At 70.6% G+C, this 19756-nt stretch carries 18 protein-coding genes; 9 read left to right on the plus strand and 9 right to left on the minus strand.

Going from position 1 to position 19756, the window contains the following annotated elements; genetic code table 11:
• The first annotated feature begins 5 nt into the window (after positions 1 to 5).
• The 5 genes from N5079_RS01225 to N5079_RS01245 all read left to right on the plus strand — a co-directional run bounded on the left by N5079_RS01225 (position 6) and on the right by N5079_RS01245 (position 4457).
• Positions 6 to 179 (plus strand): Trm112 family protein, encoded by a 174-nt coding sequence (locus N5079_RS01225; RefSeq protein ID WP_261581372.1) that lies wholly within the window; start codon positions 6 to 8, stop codon positions 177 to 179.
• Positions 176 to 1360, plus strand: a complete 1185-nt coding sequence (locus tag N5079_RS01230; protein ID WP_261581373.1) for an SIS domain-containing protein — start codon at positions 176 to 178, stop codon at positions 1358 to 1360. Before N5079_RS01225 ends, N5079_RS01230 begins: the two co-directional genes overlap by 4 nt.
• Positions 1361 to 1392: 32 nt before the next feature.
• Positions 1393 to 2328: a cation diffusion facilitator family transporter gene (locus N5079_RS01235; protein ID WP_261581374.1), complete on the plus strand. Its 936-nt coding sequence runs from the start codon at positions 1393 to 1395 to the stop codon at positions 2326 to 2328.
• Between the two features lie 121 nt (positions 2329 to 2449).
• The gene (locus N5079_RS01240) at positions 2450 to 3046 is read left to right on the plus strand and encodes a DUF6230 family protein (protein WP_261581376.1); all 597 of its coding nucleotides are present in this window, start codon (positions 2450 to 2452) and stop codon (positions 3044 to 3046) included.
• Between the two features lie 217 nt (positions 3047 to 3263).
• Positions 3264 to 4457, plus strand: coding sequence for a DUF6114 domain-containing protein (locus tag N5079_RS01245; protein WP_261581377.1), 1194 nt, complete (start codon positions 3264 to 3266; stop codon positions 4455 to 4457).
• Between the two features lie 123 nt (positions 4458 to 4580).
• Here the strand turns inward: N5079_RS01245 and N5079_RS01250 are convergent, their stop codons facing one another.
• The 3 genes from N5079_RS01250 to N5079_RS01260 form a co-directional block, all read right to left on the minus strand.
• A complete protein-coding gene (locus tag N5079_RS01250; protein WP_261581378.1) occupies positions 4581 to 5231 on the minus strand; it encodes a response regulator in 651 nt (216 codons plus the stop codon).
• Positions 5232 to 5256: 25 nt separating this feature from the next.
• Positions 5257 to 6456: a sensor histidine kinase gene (locus N5079_RS01255; protein ID WP_261581379.1), complete on the minus strand. Its 1200-nt coding sequence runs from the start codon at positions 6454 to 6456 to the stop codon at positions 5257 to 5259.
• A 155-nt stretch (positions 6457 to 6611) separates the two neighbouring features.
• A complete protein-coding gene (locus tag N5079_RS01260) occupies positions 6612 to 6944 on the minus strand; it encodes a MerR family transcriptional regulator (protein ID WP_261581380.1) in 333 nt (110 codons plus the stop codon).
• 561 nt (positions 6945 to 7505) lie between these two features.
• On the opposite strand from N5079_RS01260, the gene ahcY reads away from it, so the two are divergent.
• Together ahcY and N5079_RS01270 are read left to right on the plus strand one after the other, a co-directional pair.
• Positions 7506 to 8933 carry an adenosylhomocysteinase gene (gene ahcY / locus N5079_RS01265; protein WP_261581381.1) on the plus strand — a complete coding sequence of 476 codons (1428 nt, stop codon included), beginning with the start codon at positions 7506 to 7508 and terminating at the stop codon, positions 8931 to 8933.
• Between the two features lie 299 nt (positions 8934 to 9232).
• Complete coding sequence (locus N5079_RS01270; RefSeq protein ID WP_261581382.1) at positions 9233 to 10480, plus strand: adenosylhomocysteinase; 1248 nt, start codon at positions 9233 to 9235, stop codon at positions 10478 to 10480.
• Between the two features lie 181 nt (positions 10481 to 10661).
• Here the strand turns inward: N5079_RS01270 and N5079_RS01275 are convergent, their stop codons facing one another.
• Positions 10662 to 11618 carry an RDD family protein gene (locus N5079_RS01275; RefSeq protein ID WP_261581383.1) on the minus strand — a complete coding sequence of 319 codons (957 nt, stop codon included), beginning with the start codon at positions 11616 to 11618 and terminating at the stop codon, positions 10662 to 10664.
• A 41-nt stretch (positions 11619 to 11659) separates the two neighbouring features.
• Here N5079_RS01275 and N5079_RS01280 point away from each other — a divergent pair, with 41 nt between their 5' ends.
• Complete coding sequence (locus N5079_RS01280; RefSeq protein WP_261581384.1) at positions 11660 to 12652, plus strand: stage II sporulation protein M; 993 nt, start codon at positions 11660 to 11662, stop codon at positions 12650 to 12652.
• Between the two features lie 25 nt (positions 12653 to 12677).
• On the opposite strand, the gene N5079_RS01285 is transcribed toward N5079_RS01280, so the two are convergent.
• From N5079_RS01285 to N5079_RS01305, 5 genes are all read right to left on the minus strand, one after another.
• Complete coding sequence (locus N5079_RS01285; protein ID WP_261581385.1) at positions 12678 to 14000, minus strand: DUF58 domain-containing protein; 1323 nt, start codon at positions 13998 to 14000, stop codon at positions 12678 to 12680.
• 73 nt (positions 14001 to 14073) lie between these two features.
• The gene (locus N5079_RS01290) at positions 14074 to 15153 is read right to left on the minus strand and encodes an AAA family ATPase (protein ID WP_261581386.1); all 1080 of its coding nucleotides are present in this window, start codon (positions 15151 to 15153) and stop codon (positions 14074 to 14076) included.
• Positions 15150 to 16376, minus strand: coding sequence for a DUF4350 domain-containing protein (locus N5079_RS01295; protein WP_261581387.1), 1227 nt, complete (start codon positions 16374 to 16376; stop codon positions 15150 to 15152). Before N5079_RS01295 ends, N5079_RS01290 begins: the two co-directional genes overlap by 4 nt.
• On the minus strand, positions 16373 to 17011 hold the full coding sequence (locus tag N5079_RS01300) for a DUF4129 domain-containing protein (RefSeq protein ID WP_261581388.1): 639 nt from the start codon (positions 17009 to 17011) through the stop codon (positions 16373 to 16375). Before N5079_RS01300 ends, N5079_RS01295 begins: the two co-directional genes overlap by 4 nt.
• The gene (locus tag N5079_RS01305; RefSeq protein WP_261581389.1) at positions 17008 to 18735 is read right to left on the minus strand and encodes a collagen-like protein; all 1728 of its coding nucleotides are present in this window, start codon (positions 18733 to 18735) and stop codon (positions 17008 to 17010) included. Before N5079_RS01305 ends, N5079_RS01300 begins: the two co-directional genes overlap by 4 nt.
• A gap of 330 nt (positions 18736 to 19065) precedes the next feature.
• On the opposite strand from N5079_RS01305, the gene mtrA reads away from it, so the two are divergent.
• Positions 19066 to 19743, plus strand: a complete 678-nt coding sequence (gene mtrA, locus N5079_RS01310; RefSeq protein WP_030509347.1) for an MtrAB system response regulator MtrA — start codon at positions 19066 to 19068, stop codon at positions 19741 to 19743.
• Positions 19744 to 19756 lie beyond the last annotated feature (13 nt).

Here is a 19756-nt window from a genome sequence, read left to right on the forward strand (position 1 = left end):
CAGAGTTGAAGATCGACGACTGGCTGCTGGACATCCTGGCCTGCCCGGCGTGCAAGTCTCCGCTGCGTGTGGAGGCCGACACCGACGAGCTGGCCTGCACCTCGGAGGCGTGCGGGCTGGTCTATCCGGTCCGTGACGACATTCCGGTCCTTCTCGTCGACGAGGCGCGCAGGGCATGAGCGACGCCGGAGGGGCGCGCTTCGAGCCGGACAGGCTCGACGACCAGGCGTATCTGGCGGAGGGCGACCCTTCCGGGATGCTCCGCTCGGTGGCGTCCTCGGCGGCCCAGGTGCGCACCGCTTACCGGGCCGCCGTCGAGGCCGGGGTGGCGAGGATGGTCGCGAACGGCCGGCCTCGGGCCATCGTGGTGGCCGGGATGGGCGGCGCCGGCATCTCGGGCGACGTGCTCGACGCCGTCTGCGGCAACGGCACGCCCCTGCCGATCATCACGGTCCGGGGCTATCGGCTGCCCGGTTGGGTCGGCGCGGCCGATCTGGTCATGGTCGTCTCCCGCTCCGGCAACAGCGAGGAGACGCTCGCGCTGGCCGCGGAAGCCGTACGGCGTGGCAGCCCGACGCTCGGGGTCGGCGCGGCCGAATCGCCTCTGGCGGCGCTGGTGGCGCGGGGCGGCGGGACCTTCGTCCCGGTGTCGAGCGGGGCGAACCAGCCGAGGGCGGCGCTGTGGGAGCTGCTGGTCCCGCTCGTCGTCGCGGCCTCCGAGATGAACCTGGTGAAGGCCGGAGAGGACGTCTTCGAGGCGGTGGCCACGCGGCTGGAGGACATCTCCCACCGCTGCCGTCCGTCGAGCGAGTCGTTCATCAACCCCGGAAAGACGCTGGCGATGGAGCTGGCCGGGAGCATCCCACTCGTCTGGGGGACCTCTCCCATCGCCGCGGTCGCGGCGCACCGGCTGGCCTGCCAGCTCAACGAGAACGCCAAATATCCCGCCATCTGGGGAGAGATCCCGGAGGTGCACCACAACCAGGTCGCCACCCTGGACGGCCCGCTGGCCGGACGGGACATCTTCGCGGACCCCTTCGCCGACGAGCCCGACGAGCCCGACGAGCCCGACGGTCCCGGCGGCCTCGGCGGCCCGGACGCCCGGCTGCGGCTCATCCTGCTGCGCGACGTCGAGGAGCATCCGCAGGTCGCCAAGCGCCGTGTGGTGTCAGTACGGCTGGCCGAGGACCGGGGCGTTCCGGTCTCGGAGGTCCTCGCCCAGGGCGGCCACCCGCTGGAGCGGCTCGCCACGCTGGTCGGCCTGGGCGACTACGCCAGCGTCTACCTGGCCCTCGGATATGGCATCGATCCCACGGCGGTGTCCGCCATCGCGGAACTCAAGGCCCGAATTTCCCAATAGGATCGCTCTGGCCGATTACTGAGGAGTTTCGTGTGAGTGCGGGTGGCGGTACCAAGGCGATCATCGCGGCGCTGGGCGCCAACATGGCGATCGCGGCGGCGAAATTCGTGGCGTTCCTCTTCACAGGGTCGTCGTCGATGCTCGCGGAGTCCGTCCACTCGGTCGCCGACTCCGGCAACCAGGCGCTGCTGCTCCTCGGTGGCAAGCGGGCCGAGAAGGGCCGCACGCGCAAGCACCCCTTCGGCTACGGGCGCGAGCGGTACTTCTACGCCTTCGTGGTGGCCGTGGTGCTGTTCACCATCGGCGCCCTCTTCTCGATCTACGAGGGCTGGCACAAGATCGCCGACCCGCATCCGGTGGAGTCGCCGCTGTGGGCCTTCGCCGTACTGATCTTCGCGATCGTGGCGGAGGGCTTCTCGTTCCGGACGGCCATCAAGGAGTCGCGGCAGATCAAGGGCGATCACTCCTGGGTGTCGTTCATCCGCAGGGCGAAGGCTCCCGAGCTGCCGGTCGTGCTGCTGGAGGACTTCGGCGCGCTGCTGGGCCTCGTCTTCGCCCTCTTCGGCGTGACGATGGCCGTGGTCACCGGTAACGGGATCTGGGACGGCGTCGGCACGGTCATGATCGGTGTCCTGCTCGCCGTCATCGCGGTGATCCTGGCCGCGGAGACGAAGTCGCTGTTGATCGGCGAGAGCGCGACTCCCGAGGTCGAGGAGCAGATCTGCGCCGCCCTGGAGGACGCCGGCGTCGCCAAGGTCATCCACCTCCGCACGCTCCACCTCGGGCCGGAGGAGCTCCTGGTCGCGGCGAAGATCGCGGTGGACCACGACGAGACGGCGGCCGAGGTGGCCAAGGGGATCGACGAGGCCGAGCAGCGCATCCGCAAGGCGGTGCCCATCGCCCGTGTCATCTACCTGGAGCCCGACCTCTACCGAGCGGACGCCGACACCGCCGCGTCCCACATATGACCGGTTTCCTGACTGATCACATTACGGTGTGACTGAAATGTGATCACGGTTCTCTTTAGCCGCATGGTACCCGTGGGTAACTTGGGCGTTACATCACAGGGCTCTGCGGAGGTGTTCGCCCGTGTTCGAGCAGGGACAAGTGCGGTGGAGGCGCTTCGCGCTGGTCTTCGTTCCCGCGCTCGCGGTCGCGTCGGTGCTCGTGGGCGCCACAGCAGAGGGGGCCATCGGGGCGTCGTTCGTGGTTTCGGGCGACACCTTCAAGGTCTCGGCGGACAAGCTTCAGGGACAGGGCTTCGTCCAGTACGGCAGCCTTGTGGAGAACAAGAAGGGCCAGAAGATCCCGGTCGCGGTCTCCGGAATCCGGCACGCCACGCTGACCAACATGTGCCAGACCGTCCTCGTCAAGTCGCCCGTCGGCAAGGTGACCATCAGGCTCACCGCGGGCACCGGCAAGGATCCCGTCGTCGCCGAGAACATGATCGTCGATGCCGCGCAGCTGCAGGGCAACGCGGTCTTCACGAACATCGAGGCGGGCCGGGACGCCGGCACTCTTGACGCCGTCCCGGGCGGCGAGGGCCAGAGCGGGATGTTCGGCCAGCAGGCCCGGTCGGTGTCCATGGAGAACTTCAAGCAGGTCTCCTGGGCCGTGAACGCGGCCACCTTCAAGCTCCCCGGCCTCAAGCTCACGGTCGAGCCCGGCGCCCACGAGTGCTTCTGATGCCCATGCTCGTCAGGGATCTTCCGGCGACGGCGCTCCCTGCGGCGGGTTCGCCCGCTGCGCCTTCGCGTACGACGCGGCGTGCGCCGGGTCAGCCCGCTGCGCCTCTGTCCATGGCGGCGTCGCGAGCGATGGCCCGCCCGGTGGGTGCTCGGCTCGTGGCCTGCCGTACCGGCCGGGGCCGTGGACTCGGCGGCGCCGTCGCCGGCAGGTGCCCATGAGCGGGGCGACATCGTGGCGGCGGACCCGGCCGTTCTGGGGTGGGTTGCTCACCCTGCTCGCCGGGCTGGAGCTTCTCAGCATCCCGTTCGCGACCCAGGCCCTGCCGCTGGTCATCCAGTCGGGCACGGTGGGGGCGACCTACCTGATCGCGCTCGTATTGATCATCCTGGGGCTGCTGCTCTGGTTGCAGCCGGGCCAGCGGGTCTTCCTCGGCATAGTCGCCGTGCTGGTGTCCATCGCGTCGTTCGTCTACGCCAACCTGGGCGGGTTCCTCATCGGCATGCTCCTGGGCCTGGTCGGGGGAGCGCTGGCCGCCGCCTGGACTCCCGTGACCCGCACAGACGGACCCCGCGCAGCCGGTGCGTCCGGTGGAGCCCCCGCAGCCGCCGGAACGCGTGCCGCCGGAACGGCTATAACGGCCGGAACGTCCGGCGGTTTCCGTACGACCGCCATTTCCGGCACGTCGGATATCGCCAGCACGGCCCGGCCGCATTCCCCGTCACAGCCCCCGTCACAGCCCCGGACACAGCCCCGGTCGTCATCCTCGTCCTCAGGCGGCGCCCCCAGCGTGTGGATCGGCAGGGTGAAGAGCTCGTCCGGCCCTTCCGAGGACTCCACGGCCGAGCCCCCGGACGCGCCCGACGACGGCAGGTCCCACCCCGGCGGTAGAACCCCGGCGATGGCCGTACTGCCACTGATCCTGATGGCGGGGCAGGTCATGTCCACGGCTGCCACGTCAGGGGTCCCCCTTCGCGATCCGGTGGCGTCCTCGCAGAGGGTGGCCGTTGAGGCGGCCGCCGTACGGGCGCCCTCGCTGACGATGACGGGGATGAAGTTCCACGGGGTCGTGGAGATGCCCGCAGCGACCGGCACGGTCAAGATGCTCAGGTTCACGATGGACAAGGCCGTGCTGGTCGAGCCCCAGCAGACGATGGGCCGAACCACGCTGGTCGGAAGCACCTTCACCTTCGAGGGCGACGTGGTCATCTGCACCACCAAGATGACCGGCAAGCTTCTCGGCATCCCGCAGGAGTTCACGGCGGACAAACCGAACGTGCTGGTCAAGGCGCTCAAGCTGGTGCCCTCGCTGAGCGTCCCGCTGACGATGACCGACATCGAGAGCGAGCAGCCGTACGTGACGGCGGACTCCCTGCGCGCTGACGGTCTGCGGCTGACAGTCGGTCCCTAAGCCGCCGGGGCGGCCGTTGAGCGCTGAGCCGCCGTCACGACGAGTTCGTACGGCTCGGCGCCCGGGATGGCAGGGAGCATGGCCAAGAGCCGGCTCTCGTCGTGACGGCGGAGTTCGTGAGGATCAGCCGGCGAGCGGACCGTGGTCGCCCGCGTGGACCAGCCCGGTCTCGTAGGCGTGGATCACCGCCTGAGTGCGATCCCTGAGGCCCAGTTTGGACAGCACCCGGGCGACGTGCGTCTTCACGGTGTGCTCGGTAACGACCAGCTCCGCCGCGATCTCGGCGTTCGACAGCCCCCGGGCGATCAGGCGGAGCACCTCGGACTCCCGTGGCGTCAGCAGGGTCTCCGCCTGGACGCGGCGGCGGGTGAACTCGGCGATCAGGCGTCTCGTCACCTTGGGCGCGAGCAGGGCGTCCCCGCGGGCGATGATCCGCACGCTGTTCGCCAGTTCCTCCGCTCTGATGTCCTTGAGCAGGAAGCCGCTCGCCCCCGCGAGGAGCGCGTCATAGACGTACTCGTCCAGATCGAATGTCGTGATCATGATGGCCTTGGCGCCCAGCTCGGTGATGGCCCGGGCGGCCTCGATCCCGTTCAGCACCGGCATGCGGATGTCGAGCAGGGCGACGTCGGGCTGCTCGGCCCGGGCGAGCCGTACGGCTTCCGCGCCGTCGGGGGCGGCGCCCACGACGGCGATGTCCGGCTGGGCGGCGAGCACGGCGGTGAACCCCCGGAGCACCACCGGCTGGTCGTCGGCCACGAGAACCTTGATCACCTGAGCTGTCCTCTCGTCGTCGCCCTCATTCGAGTGGCAGCCCGACCTGGATGAGGAAGCCGCCGGCCGGGCCCGGTCCGGCGACGAACCAGCCGCCGAGGGCCGTGGCCCGCTCCCGCATGCCGATGAGCCCGTGGCCGGGAGGCTCCTTGGCGTTGGAGCCGGTCAGGCCGTCCTCGCTCTTGGAAGGGCCCGGGCCGTCGTCGGCGATCCGGAGGGCGAGCAACGTGGGCCGGTAGGCCACCTCGATCGACACGCGCGATCCCGGCGCGTGGGTGCGGACGTTCGTGAAAGCCTCCTGGACGATCCGGTATGCCGACACGTCCACCGCCTGCGGCAGCTCCCGTTCCTCCCCGACGATGTCGACGTCCACCTGGCCGCCGTGCTGCTCGATGAGCTCGGTCAGCCGCGCCAGCCCCGGTTGTGGCGCGGTCTCGGGAGGCACGTCGGCGCGGAGCACCCCGAGCAGCCTGCGCATCTCGGTCAGCGTTCCCCGGGCCGCCGTGGCGATCTCCGCGAACTCCCTCTTGGCCTCGTCGCTCAGGTCCTTGATGGTGTACGGCGCGGTCTCGGCCTGGACGGCGACCATCGAGATGGAATGGGCCACGATGTCGTGCATCTCCCGGGCGATCCGCGCCCGCTCTGCCATGGCCGCCTGCTCCCGCAGCGTCTCGACGTTGTCCGCCCGCGCCTCCCTGGCCTCCGTACGGCTGCGCCGGGTGTCGGCCAGCAGCGTCGTCCCGGCGGAGAGGATCGCCGCGATCACGGCGACGGCGACCTCGGCCGAGTCGTGTACGCCGAAGCGCCGGCCGGCGTAGTAGAGCCCGGCGAACGCGAGAGCCACCGCGACCGGGATTCCGCCGAGGATCCACGCCGCGAGCCGGTCGATCATCCGCTGGAGTGTGTACAGGGAGAGCAGCCCCGACACGAAGACCGGGACGGCCCAGAAGTCAAGACGCGGCGCCACGGCGAGGAGGAGCACGGCCCCGAGGAGGGTCAGCCCGATCGTGAGCCATGGGTGGGCGTGGCGCATGACATGGGGCGCGGTGGCCAGCAGGACGGCGATGGCGCCCCCGAGCCCTTCGTTGGCCGAGACCATGCCCAGGGCCGCGACAGACGCCAGAGCCGCGCCGACGACGATGTCCAGGGGAGAGGAAAGAGCCCTGCGAAGATCGAACGACGAGAGGCTCGCCTCCAGCTTCGTGAGTCGTGTTGTCTGGTTCACGCCCGAGATTCTCCGATGCGGCGGTGCCCCGTGTCGTCACTCGTAGGAGCGATCAGCGGGCCGTGCAACTGCGGGGCCGAGGCCGTGCCGGCCGTACGGCTGTGCGGTAGCTGGGGGCGTCCGGCTTGCGCGGTCGCATGGCTGTGTGGTTTCCGCTAGCGCGGGCGGAGGAGGCGAAGGGCCTTCTCCTTCTCGAAGTCCAGGGCTCTGCGCGGCGCCTGGATGCGGCCGATCCTGATGCCGAGGTCCCGTACGGCCTGCGCGACCACGGGCTCCGACAAGGCTCGCAACGCGAAGGCCAGCTCCGCGGGTGACACGTCGAAGCGGCGCTCCAGCTCCATGGCCTGGCTGACGGCGGCAAGCTCCTCGGGGCCGAACCTGCGATGGGATCCCCGGTCCCGCACCGGGGGCAGCAGGCCGAGGGCCTCCCGGTAGCGCAGCATGCGGGGGGACATGCCGAGCCGCTTGGCCGCCTCCGTTATCCGCATCGACTCCCCTTCGGTTCTGGGTCGCAGCCGGGGCCGTCCCGCCGCGGCCGCAGCCGGGTCGTCCCGCCGCATCCGGCCCTCCGCGACTTCACCCTGACTTCTTCGGCGCTTCTCCGCCGCTTCTCCGTCACGGTAGAGCCCGCCGTCCCCGGACCCAACCCGTCGCCGGCCGCCTGGTCGACTCAGGAGGCGCGGCTGATGGTGCCGGTGTACCGGGTCTAGGTCTCCCCCTCACGGGTCACCTCGAGTGTGGCCTCCCGGTCGCCGGTCCGGGAGATCTTGACGGTCCCCGGATAACAGGCGTCGCCGCTCACCTGGGCGAGGGTCAGGGTAATCCCGCTTTCGTTTCGTCGGCCGTCGGGCCGGCGCCGGCGGCGCATCCGCTGGTCAGCGATCATCGATCTGGACATCGGCGACCGGTCGCAGGCACCGCCTGCGAGGGCATCTGTCGGTGTCGTGCTCAATCCTCACATTCTTGTGTCAGGTTCCCGCACCTGCGCGTGCGCCGGGCCGTACGGGACGCCTAAAATCGCAGGCGACGGACAACGGAGGGACACACTCATGGACTTCAAGGTCGCCGACCTTGCTCTTGCGGAATTCGGCCGTAAGGAGATCCGCCTCGCCGAGCACGAGATGCCGGGCCTCATGGCGACCCGGAGGGAGTACGCCGCTTCGCAGCCGCTCAAGGGTGCGAAGATCATGGGCTCGCTGCACATGACCATCCAGACGGCCGTGCTCATCGAGACGCTGGTCGCGCTCGGCGCCGACGTCCGCTGGGTGAGCTGCAACATCTTCTCGACCCAGGACCACGCGGCCGCCGCGGTCGTCGTCGGCCCGAATGGCACCGTTGACAACCCCTCCGGTGTTCCGGTGTTCGCCTGGAAGGGCGAGACCCTGGAGGAGTACTGGTGGTGCACCGAGCAGGCTCTCGCGTGGCCCGACGGCTCCGGCCCCAACATGATCCTTGACGACGGCGGCGACGCCACGCTCCTGGTCCACAAGGGCGTGGAGTTCGAGAAGGCGGGCGCCGTGCCGGCCGCCGGCGAGGACGACCCGGAGGAGTGGGGGATCATCCTCGACACGCTCCGCCGTACGGTCTCGGACGACAAGCGCTGGACCAAGATCGCCGAGGGTATCAAGGGCGTCACCGAGGAGACGACGACCGGCGTCCACCGGCTCTACGAGATGCACAAGGGCGGGCAGCTCCTCTTCCCGGCGATCAACGTCAACGACTCGGTCACCAAGTCGAAGTTCGACAACAAGTACGGCTGCCGCCACTCGGTGATCGACGGGCTCAACCGGGCCGTCGACGTGCTGATCGGTGGCAAGGTGGCCGTGGTCTGCGGCTACGGCGACGTGGGCAAGGGCTGCGCCGACGCGCTGCGCGGTCAGGGCGCCCGTGTGGTCGTCACCGAGATCGACCCGATCTGCGCGCTGCAGGCGGCCATGGACGGCTTCCAGGTCACCACGCTGGAGGACGTCGTCGGCATCGCGGACATCTTCGTCTCGACGACCGGCAACTTCGGCATCATCACCGCCGAGCACATGTCGCAGATGAAGCACCAGGCGATCGTGTCCAACATCGGGCACTTCGACAACGAGATCGACATGGCAGGGCTGGCCCGCATCCCGGGCATCGTGAAGAACAACATCAAGCCGCAGGTCGACGAGTGGGTCTTCCCCGACGGGCACTCGATCATCGTGCTCGCCGAGGGCCGCCTGATGAACCTGGGCTGCGCCACCGGCCACCCGTCGTTCGTCATGTCGAACTCGTTCACCAACCAGGTGATCGCCCAGATCGAGCTCTTCACCAAGACCTCGGAGTACCCGATCGGCGTCTACGTGCTGCCCAAGCACCTCGACGAGAAGGTCGCCCGCCTTCACCTGGACGCCCTCGGGGTCAAGCTGACCAAGCTGACCAAGAAGCAGGCCGAGTACATCGGCGTGGACGTCGAAGGCCCCTACAAGCCGGACCACTACCGTTACTGATTTCGACTAATCCAGCCCCGCGCCCCCCGCCCCTCCGGCGTGATCATGCACTGATTCCCGGAGGGGCAGGCTGAGCTGGGACGACACGATTCGTGATCATGCGCATGTTCCCGCAGGGCTCGCCTGAGCCGCGGCTCCCCGGTCCGTGATCATGCAGTTGGCTGATGGACGGCCGGCAGGCATGGCCGGTCAGCTGCATGATCACGAAGGTGGTTTCCTCTGGCAGGAGCCCCTGCCGGGGAACTTGTGCATGATCACGGCGGATGAAGGGCCACGTGAGGGCGGTAAGCGAGGAAGCTGTGCATGATCACGGCGGGATGGTGGAGGCGGGAGAGCGGCGGATCGGGTGGGCCGCCCGTTCCATGCCGGTCCTGGAGGCTATTGGCGCCGGGTTCGCCAAGGACCGGCCGCTCGACGGGCTGCGGATCGCGGCCTGTCTCCACGTGACCGCCGAGACCGCCGTGCTCATGGGCGCGCTCAAGGCCGGAGGCGCGGACATCGCCCTGGCCGCGTCCAACCCCCTGTCCACCCAGGACGACGTCGCCGCCGCTCTCGCGGACTACGGCATCGCCGTCCAGGCCCGTGCCGGGGTGGACAGGGAAACCTATTACCGCCACATCCATCAAGCACTCGATATTTCGCCCAATATCGTGCTTGACGATGGCTGTGACCTCGTCAACATCGTCCACACCGAGCGGGTGGAACTGCTGGAGGCCGTCATCGGCGGCTGCGAGGAGACGACCACCGGCATCATCCGGCTCCGCCAGATGGCGTCAGAGGGAGCCCTCCGGTTCCCCATGGTCGCGGTGAACGACACCCGGACGAAGCGGATGTTCGACAACAGGTACGGCACGGGCCAGTCCACGCTCGACGGCATCATGCGGGCCACGAACGTCCTGCTCGCCGGCCGCACCATCGTCGTCGCCGGCTTCGGGTTCTGCGGCCGGGGGGTGGCCGAGCGGGCCAAGGGCCTGGGAGCCCGGGTGGTCGTGACCGAGATCGACCCCGTGAAGGCCCTCGACGCGTCCCTGCAGGGATACGACGTCCAGCCCATGAGCCGGGCCGCCCAGACCGGGGACGTGTTCGTCACCGTGACCGGCAACCGTGACGTCATCCGGGCTGAGCACCTGGCCGTCATGAAGGACGGCGCGATCCTGGCCAACGCCGGTCACTTCGACGTCGAGATCGATGTGCGCGCGCTCGAAGAGATGGCACAAACCGTAAATTTCGGGATTCGTCCGAACACGGATGAGTACGTCCTGGAGGACGGCAGGCGACTGCTGCTCCTCGCCGAGGGCCGCCTCGTCAACCTGACCGCCGCGGAGGGTCATCCGGCGGCCGTCATGGACATGTCCTTCTCCGCCCAGGCCCTCGCCGTCGCCTGGCTCGCCCAGGAGTCGGTACGGCTCTCGCCCGGTGTGTACGACGTCCCGGCGGACATCGACGCCGAGGTGGCGCGGCTCAAGCTGGCCGCCGCCGGGATCGCGATCGACGCCCTCACCACCGAGCAGGAGGACTACCTTCACTCCTGGCGGCTCGGCTCCTGACCTGGTACGGCCATGCCCACCGGTCACATAGAGAGACGTCGTTCCGACGCCTCATTTGAGAGGGCGGGCACGACCGGTGCGGCCTCTCCCTCCGACCGTATCGCGCCCGCCTTAACCCCACTGCAGGCATGCCCCATGTCCTGCAGTCGTTCTCCGTGCCCCGCATATCGGGGTCTACACCTCATGCGGGCGGAAGAAATCCTCCGGGCGTCGGACCGGCCGGTTCGGAGTCGGCCGGCCGAGCCTCCGGCGCAGGTCGCGCCTGCCCCTGGGGCGCTCCGCCGTACTGCGGCGTCGAGCCGTACGCGGGTGCCGCGCCGTACGCGGGTGCCGCGCCGTACGCGGGTGGTGCCCCGTAGCTCTGGGGTGCTGTGCCGTACGGCATGGCGGGGCGGCGGGCCTGGGCGAGCCTGATCTCCTCGCGGCGGCGGCGCTCGGCCAGAACGGCGGCGAGGTAGGTGTGCGGCGGCACGCCGGGCGGGGGCGGCGGGGCGACGCGCGCGCTGACCTGTTCCGCGATCCGGACGCCCATCTCGTGCTGGGTGACGGGCGCGAGCTGGTGCCAGCGGGAGAGGTACTGCCGGGCGGTGTTCGCCAGCTCGTTGGAGAGCTGGGAGAGCTCCAGCGAGGAGGCCCAGGCGGCGAGCTGCGGCGGCATGGCGGGCGGGGGAGCCTGACGCGGCGCCCGCTCCCCGATGACCATGGTGCCGGCGAAGATGTCGCCCAGCCGCTTGCCCTTCTCGTTCGCCAGCGACGTGATGAGCGCCGGGGCGCCGAAGAAGAGCCAGAACTCCACGAAGCCCGCCAGCCCGCGGAACAGCGCCTGCCGGAAGCGCTCGGGGCCGCCGTCGTCGCCCACCACCCGCAGACCGAGCGCCAGCTTGCCCAGGCTGCGGCCTCTGCTCACGGTCTCGAAGATCACCGGATAGCCGACGATCACGAGGACGGTGAACAGGATCACCAGCCCTCTGGCGAGCGCCGTGTCGGTCACGACGGAGGCGTTGGACAGCAGGATGTACGCCAGGATGAGGACGGCCCATTGCAGGACCCAGTCGATGATGTAGGCCACGGCACGGCTGGGCAGCTGAGCCACCCGGACCTCGACGACGACGGCCTCACCCGTCACGACTTCCGACACACTCCGCACCCTACTGCGCCGCCGTCGATAGGGTCTGATCTGTGGACATCGATGCGTTCGTCACCGCCAGCAAGCCGATGTGGGACCGGCTTGAAGATCTGGTACGGCGGCGCCGCTCGCTGAACGGCGCGGAGGTCGACGAGCTGGTCGAGCTGTACCAGCGGGCCGCGACGCACCTGTCCATCGTCCGTTCCGGCTCGACCGACGCCATCCTCGTCGGCCGCCTCTCGGCCCTGGTGGCGCGGGCTCGCTCGGCGGTCACGGGCGCGCACAGCCCGGCATGGCGGGAGGTCGTGCGGTTCTTCGCCGTCTCGTTTCCCGTGGTGGCCTACCGCGCTCGGAGGTGGTGGCTCGGGGCGGCGCTGGCCTCGCTCGCGGTGGCCTATGTCATGGGCGTGTGGATCGCCAAGAACCCCGGCGTCCAGGCGGCCATCGGCACCCCGGAAGAGATCAAGCAGCTCGTCGAGCACGACTTCGCGGACTACTACTCCGAGAACCCGGCGGCGTCGTTCGCCGGACAGGTGTGGATCAACAACGCGTGGGTGTCGATGCAGGTCATCGTCTCCGCCATCCTGCTGGGGCTGCCGATTCCGTACATTCTCTGGCAGAACGCCGCGAACGGTGGCGTCCTCGGCGGGCTGATGGCCGCACACGGCAAGGCCGACGTCTTCTGGGGGCTCATCCTCCCGCACGGCCTGCTGGAGCTGACCGCGGTGTTCCTCGCGGCGGGCGTCGGCATGCGGCTCGGCTGGACGGTCATCGACCCCGGCCCCCGGCGACGCGGCGAGGCACTGGCCGAGCAGGGGAGGGCCGTCATGAGCGTCGCCCTCGGCCTCGTCGTCGTGCTCCTGATATCGGGCCTGATCGAGGCCGGAGTGACGCCTTCGGGCCTGCCCACGTGGGCACGCATTGGGATCGGCGCCCTGGCCGAGGTGGTCTTCCTGGCCTACGTCATCGTGTTCGGCCGCCGGGCCGGCAGGGCCGGTGAGACAGGGGACATCGAACACGCCCCCGATTTCGCCCCCACGGCATGACCCGCACAGAAAGCCACTCAGAAGATCAGAGGCGCCCTGCGGCCTTGAGCGCGAGGTAGGCGTCGGCCAGTGCGGGGGCGATGTCCTCCGGCAGCGCGTCGACGACCTCGACGCCGTGGCGGCGCAGCAGTGATGTGACCCTCCGGCGCTCGCCGCGCAACTGCTCGGCGGCCGCCGCGTCGTAGACGAGCTCCGCCGTACCCCGGCCGGAGGCCATGGCGGCGACCCGCGGATCGGCGACGGCGGCCACCAGCACCAAGTGGCGCGACGACAGCTGCGGCAGCACCGGCAGCAGGCCTTCCTCCATCGCGGCCGAGTTGAGGTCGGTCAGCAGCACGACGAGGCAGCGGCGCTTGGCTCGGGCCAGCACGGCCGCCACCATGCCGGGGGAGTCCGCCTCGACCAGCTCGGCCTCGATCGGCGCCATCACGTTGACCAGCGACGACAGCAGCTCGGTCCGGGCTGCGCCGGAGAGCCAGGCGCGGACGGCCCGATCGTAGGCGAGGAAGTCCACCCGGTCACCGGCGCGTGCCGCGAGCGCGGCGAGCAGCAGCGCGGCGTCCATCGACCAGTCCAGCCGCGGCCACCCCGGCGGCGTGCCGAGAATGGGGGGTGAGCCGACGCGGCCGGCGGACGTGCGGCCCGTGTCGAGCACGATGAGCACCCGCCGGTCGCGTTCCGGCCGCCAGGTCCGGACGACGACGTCGCTGCGCCGGGCGCTGGCCCGCCAGTCGATGGACCGCACGTCGTCGCCGATGACGTATTCCCGCAGAGAGTCGAACTCGGTGCCCTGGCCGCGCACCAGCGCCGGGTGCTGGCCGTCCAGCTCTCGCAGCTTGGACAGCTTGGCGGGCAGATGCTTCCGGCTGAGGAAGGGCGGCACCACTCGCACGGACCACGGCACGCGATGCGCCCCCTGCCGTCCCGCCAGGCCCAGCGGGCCCAGTGAGCGGACCGTCACGGTCACCGCCTCCCGGTCGCCCCTCCTGGTCGGCGTCAACGTGGTCACCAGGCGCCGCCGCTCGCCGCCCGGCACGTTCACCTTGAGATGGCGGGGCGTCGCTCCGGCCGAAGGCGGCCAGGCGTCCCGCAGCACGCCGCGGACCCTGCGACGGCCCGGATTGTCCACGATCAGGCCGACCGCGACCGACTGCCCGAGCCGTACCAGCCGCTCGCCGTCACGCCGGAAGCGCAGCGCGCGGACGCTGCCGGCGAACAGCAGATCGATCACGATCAGCGCGGCCAGCAGCAGCGCGATGCCGAGCACGGCCATCGCCGGTCGCGGCGCGAACAACACCACGATGGCGCCGAGGGCGGCGAGCAGCCCCGCCCGTCCCGTCAGTGCCACCGCACGGCCCTCCCGGTTCGTACGGCCATCATCGTGGGACCCGTCATCGTGGGACCCGTCATCGCGGGACCTTTCATCGCGGGACGGGGACGGAGGCGAGGATGCCGTCCAGGATGCCGTCGGGGGTGGCGCCTTCCAGTTCGGCTTCGGGACGCAACTGCACCCGGTGCCGCAACGCCGGCCGGGCCAGCGCCTTGACGTCGTCCGGGGTGACGTAGGTCCGGCCGGACAGCCAGCCCCACGCGCGGGCCGCCGCCAGGAGCGCGGTCGCCCCTCGCGGTGACACGCCGAGCTGCAGCGACGGCGACTGCCGGGTGGCGCGGGCGAGGTCGACGACGTACCCGAGCACCTCCGGCCCCACGTGCACGCGCCTGACGGCCTCCCGCCCGGCCTCCAGGTCCGCCGCGGACGCCACCGCCTTGATGTGCGACAGGTCGCGGGGGTCGAATCCGAGCGCGTGCCGTTCCAGCACGGCGATCTCCTGGTCCCGGGGCGGCAGCGGAACCGTCAGCTTGAGCAGGAACCGGTCGAGCTGCGCCTCCGGGAGCTGGTAGGTGCCCTCGTACTCGATGGGGTTCTGGGTCGCCGCCACGATGAACGGGTCGGGCAGCTTGCGGGCGGTCCCCTCGACGCTGACCTGGCGCTCCTCCATCGCTTCGAGCAGGGCGGCCTGGGTCTTCGGCGGGGTCCGGTTGATCTCGTCGGCGAGCAGCAGGTTCGTGAAGACCGGCCCCTCGCGGAACTCGAACTCGGCCGTCCTGGCGTCGTAGACGAGGGAGCCCGTCACGTCGCCCGGCATCAGGTCGGGGGTGAACTGCACCCGCTTGAAGTCGAGCGACAGCGTGGCCGCGAGGGTCCGGACCAGCAGCGTCTTGGCAACGCCGGGAACGCCTTCGAGCAGCACGTGCCCCCGGCACAGCAGCGCGATGACCAGGCCGGTGACGACGGAGTCCTGCCCCACCACGGCCTTGCCGACCTCTGCCCGGAGCGTGCCGAGCGCCTCCCGCGCGGCGTCGGCCGCCGCCCCCGCATGCCCCGGGCCCTCGTGTTCGGGGCCCTCGTGTTCGGGGCCCGCGTGTTCGGGGCCCTCGTGTTCGGGGCCCGCGTGTCCCGGAGCCGTGTGCCCCTGCGCCCCCGGTCCAGGTGTGGTCACGAGTCGCTTACCTGCCTTTCGATTGCGTCCAAGTATCCGGCCAGGGCCACGAGAGCGGCGTCGTCGGCCGGGGCCGTGCCGTACAGCGCGAACCGCACGTCCTCCATGTCCTCCCCGGTCCGTACGGCTGTCGCCGCGACGAGCTCGTCGGGGGAGGCGGTGCGGGACAGCCCGAGGCGCGGGGTGATGCGGTCGACGGCGGCCGCGCGGAGCGCGAGAGCCGCCCGGTCACGTGCCCTTCGTGCCCGGTAGAGGCGGCCGCGCCCTTCCACGGTCTCCGCGGCCCGCACGACCACCGGCAGGCGTTCTGCGACGACGGGGCCCAGCCTGCGCCCTCGCCACAGGGCGACCACGCCCACGGCGATGATGAGCTGGATGACGGCCCAGTCCACCCCCGGAGGGATGAGGGAGCCGAGGCTCTCATTTCCGGGGCCGGTGTCGATCCCGGTCTGGGGCTCCGCGGGAGGGACGAGCCAGATCAGCCGCGGCTTCGTCCCGGCCAGGTTCATCGCGAGCGCGGCGTTGCCGTCCTCGGCCAGCCGCAGGTTGCTCATGAAGGAACCGTCGCCCACCACTGTCACCGTGTGGCCGTTCGCGACATACCGGACGAGGGTCGGTTTGCCGCCAGCCGGATAGCAGCCGGTGGCTCCGGCCGGAGCCGAGAACGACGTGCCGCCCATGAAGGCGCTCCCCGCCCGGGTGGCCTCCCGCAGCGCGCAGCTCGGTTCGCGTGACCGGACGCGCGCCCCGCGGTCCTTGGGCGTGACACCGCTCGCCAGGACGTCGAGGTACGGCACGGCGCCCACGATCAGCCGGTCGCCCGGCGCGGCGGCGAGCCGGGTGGCCTCGGGGCGGCTGAGGAGGCTCGCATAGGTGATGAGGAGCTGGCTGTCCGTGCCGCTGCGGGCCAGTGCGTCCGAGGCGCTGTCCACGCGCTCGACCGTGATTCCGTGGTCCCCGAGCACCTCGGCGAGCGCCTTGCTCCCGTACACAGTGGCGTCGGCGGGGTCGGCCTCGTGGCCTTCGGTGCCCGGTGAGGACAGCAGCACCGGGACGAGCGCGGCGGCCACCACGAGCAGCCCCACCAGGAGGATCCCGCGCAGGCGTCGCCAGAGGCCACCCGCCGTGGGCGACGTGGGGACCGACCACCCGGCCCGCGCCGGGGCCTCGCTCCCGGTCTGGCTCACCGGGGTCTGGCTCACCGGGCGAGTCTGGGTGATCATGCGGGCGTCTCCAATGCGACGCGGGCGGTCTGAAGGCGCTCGTCCAGGGCGGTCAGCGTCATGTACGCCTCCCGGGTTCCGGGGGCCTCGCCGTACGTCACATCATCGAAGATCCGGGCGGCCGACAGAAGGCCGGCGGCATGGGTGGGCAGGGCCCGCCCCGCCGCCTCCGCCAGCTCAAGGGCGGTACGGCCGGGCAGCGGGCTGACGATGGCCCGCTCCTCAAGGTCACGGGCGATCGCGCGGAGCCGCTCCTGGACGGCCCGGGTCCAGTCGCCTTCGGCGGCCAGCCGTCCGGCCTCCGCCCGATGCTCGGCGGCGGTCCGCTCCCGCCCGTCGAAGACGACGCCCTCGCCGGCTCCGCGGCCGCGCGACATCCGGCGCAGGGCCCACAGCAGGAGCGCCGCCAGGACGCCCAGGATCACGACGATGACGATGAGCGACACGACGCCGCCCGTCACGCCTGACCCCGCGTCCATGAGGTCGCCGAGGAGTTGGGTGAACCCCCGCCACAGCCGGTCGATCAGCGACTCCTGCTGGTAGCCCGACTTCAGGAGCTCGCCGGAGACCTCCCGCTGAGCCTCGTCACGTCCGATGTCGACGGGAGGATCGAGCAACCGCAGGACGAGCGTCACGGCTGCGGCCCGTCCGGAGGGGTCGGCGGGTTCCGATACGCGTCGGCGCTCCCGTGCGGCCCGGCGTTTCCAGGGGGTGCCGGGTTCCCGTGAGATCCCGCGTCCAGGGGCTGACCGGGGCTCGGGTACGGCCCGGAGGTTCCGTACTGGCCCGGGTTCCCGTAGTGGCCCGGGTTCCCGTACTGGCCCGGGTTCCCGTACGGCCCGGGGCTCTGGTAGGCGGCTCCGCCCGGGGCGGCGCCGTAGCCGGCTGATCCGGCGGCGTAGGACGGATGCCAGAGGTCGTCGACGCTCGCGTGGACCCAGCCCTGCTCCTGGTTCCGCACGGCCGCCGTCTGGAGGACCAGATCGAACGCCTCGGCCCGCATCCGGCGGTCGGCGTAGAGCAGGCCGTTCACTCCCGCCTGGATCGGATAGGTGATCATGGCACTCAGCACGCTGCCGACGGCCAGCAGGACCGCCGCGCCGACGACGGCTCCGGCCGAGCCCGTCCCGATGACGCCGAGGATCGACCCGCCGATCGAGAACGGCACCGACAGCACGGCCCCGATGATCCCGGCGAGCAGACCGGTGAGCAGGAGGATGCCGAGCACCCGCCACGAGTCGCCCTTCACCAGCCTCCACGAGCGGCGCATGGCGTCGATGACACCGCGCCGTTCGAGCACGATGGCCGGGGCCGACAGCGCGAACTTGGTGTTGAAGAACAGTACGTAAGGGATGTAGGCGACGATGAAGAGCAGAGCGAAGCCTACGACGGCCCCGACCCCGCTTCCGTTGCCGTCCCCGAGGCCGCCGGACGATCCGGCCGCGAGCACCAGGGCGATCCCCACCGCGATCGCGATCAGCAGCGGGAGCAGGAGGATGAGCCCCTGCAGCAGCACCAGCCCGAGCAGGGCCGGAATCCGAGACCTCGACAGCCGCCAGGCCTCGCCGACCGTGATGCGCCCGCCGAAGACCGACCGGCCGAGCACCCGCGTCAGGATGCCGGTGAGGATCGTCGTGGCCACGAAAGTCATGATCAGGGAGATGAGCGTGCCGAGATACTGGGCCGCGAGCCCTCCGAGCGGGAAGGTCGCGCTCGTCGCGGACTCCGGGTTGGTGATCAACCCGCCGACCGACCGCAAGTAGATCGCCTGCCCGATCGCGACCGGAAGCGTGGTGATCGCCGCGACGATCGCCGAGATCCCCAGCGTGGCCTTGGGGTTGGAGCGGATCAGCTTGATCGTGCCGTCGAGGATGTCGCCGAGGGCGAGTGGCCGCAGCGGGATGATGCCCGGCCGGGGCGCCTGCGGCGGCCGGTAGCCATATGGGGCGTACGGGCCGGGCGGGTAGGCCCCGTAGCCCGGCTGGCCGTAACCCGGCTGGCCGCCGTACTGCTGCTGACCGTGAGCCGCTCCGTAGCCCGGCTGGCCGCCGTACTGCTGCTGACCGTAGCCCTGCCCATAACCCTGGCCGTAGCCCTGCCCCGGACCCTGGCCGTCTGGCCGTCCATAGGGCTGCGCGTACGGCTGGCCGGGCGGTTGCTGCCCCTGCTGGTGGCCCTGTTGCCCGGCCTGCTGAGTGCCATGCTGTCCGGCGGGCTGGTCTCCGGGGCCCGGTTGGCCATAGGGGCTGCCGGGCCCGCCGGGAGAGGCCCACGACCCTGAGGCCCCGCCGTACGGAGGAGGCTGGTCGGCCGCCCAGCCGGGAGGCACGTCGGGAGTGGGTTCGGAGCCGTCCGTCATGCCCCAATCCTGGCATGATGTACGGCCACGTGCAGCGGGAGTGATCGAGTGGCCACGAACACTGCAAACGTCGCGCTCAGGCCGTGATCAGAAAGCAGTGAGGGATGGCCGGAAGGCCGCGTCTGAGCGCAGACTTGGACCGTGACATCACCATGGGATGCTCTGTCCAGTGGCCGTATCTGGTCAGGACATCGCGCGTTCCCCCCAGCGCGCCTAAACTGCATCCTTTGTCATGGTCGTGTATCACCTAAGTGGTGGCCACCGGTAACCTTCGGATGAACCCGTGATAAACGCCCAAATCTCCCAAACGCGTAGAACGAATGAGGGGCCATGAAAGGACGCGTGCTGGTCGTCGACGACGACGCCGCTCTCGCCGAGATGCTCGGCATCGTGTTGCGCGGGGAGGGTTTTGAGCCGTCTTTCGTGTCCGATGGCGACAAGGCGCTCGACGCGTTCCGGGACACCCGGCCGGACCTGGTTCTTCTCGACCTCATGCTTCCCGGCGCCGACGGCATCGACGTGTGCCGCCGCATCCGGGCAGAGTCCGGGGTCCCCATCGTCATGCTGACGGCGAAGAGCGACACGATCGACGTGGTGCTCGGCCTGGAGTCCGGCGCCGACGACTACATCGTCAAGCCGTTCAAGCCCAAGGAACTGGTCGCCCGCGTCCGCGCGCGGCTCCGCCGCACCGACGAGCCGACCCCCGAGATCCTCCAGATCGGCGACATCACGATCGATGTCGCCGGCCACAGCGTCAAGCGCGGCGAGGAGACCATCAACCTCACGCCGCTGGAGTTCGACCTGCTGGTCGCCCTGGCCCGCAAGCCGCGCCAGGTGTTCACCCGCGAGGTCCTCCTGGAGCAGGTGTGGGGCTACCGGCACGCGGCCGACACCCGTCTCGTGAACGTGCACGTCCAGCGGCTCCGCGCCAAGATCGAGAAGGACCCCGAGCACCCCGAGATCGTGGTGACGGTCCGCGGCGTGGGCTACAAGGCCGGTCCCGCCTAGCCTCCCGGCACGA

The sequence above is a fragment of the Planotetraspora sp. A-T 1434 genome, assembly GCF_025420585.1.
Classification (GTDB): Bacteria; Actinomycetota; Actinomycetes; order Streptosporangiales; family Streptosporangiaceae; genus JAOEGB01.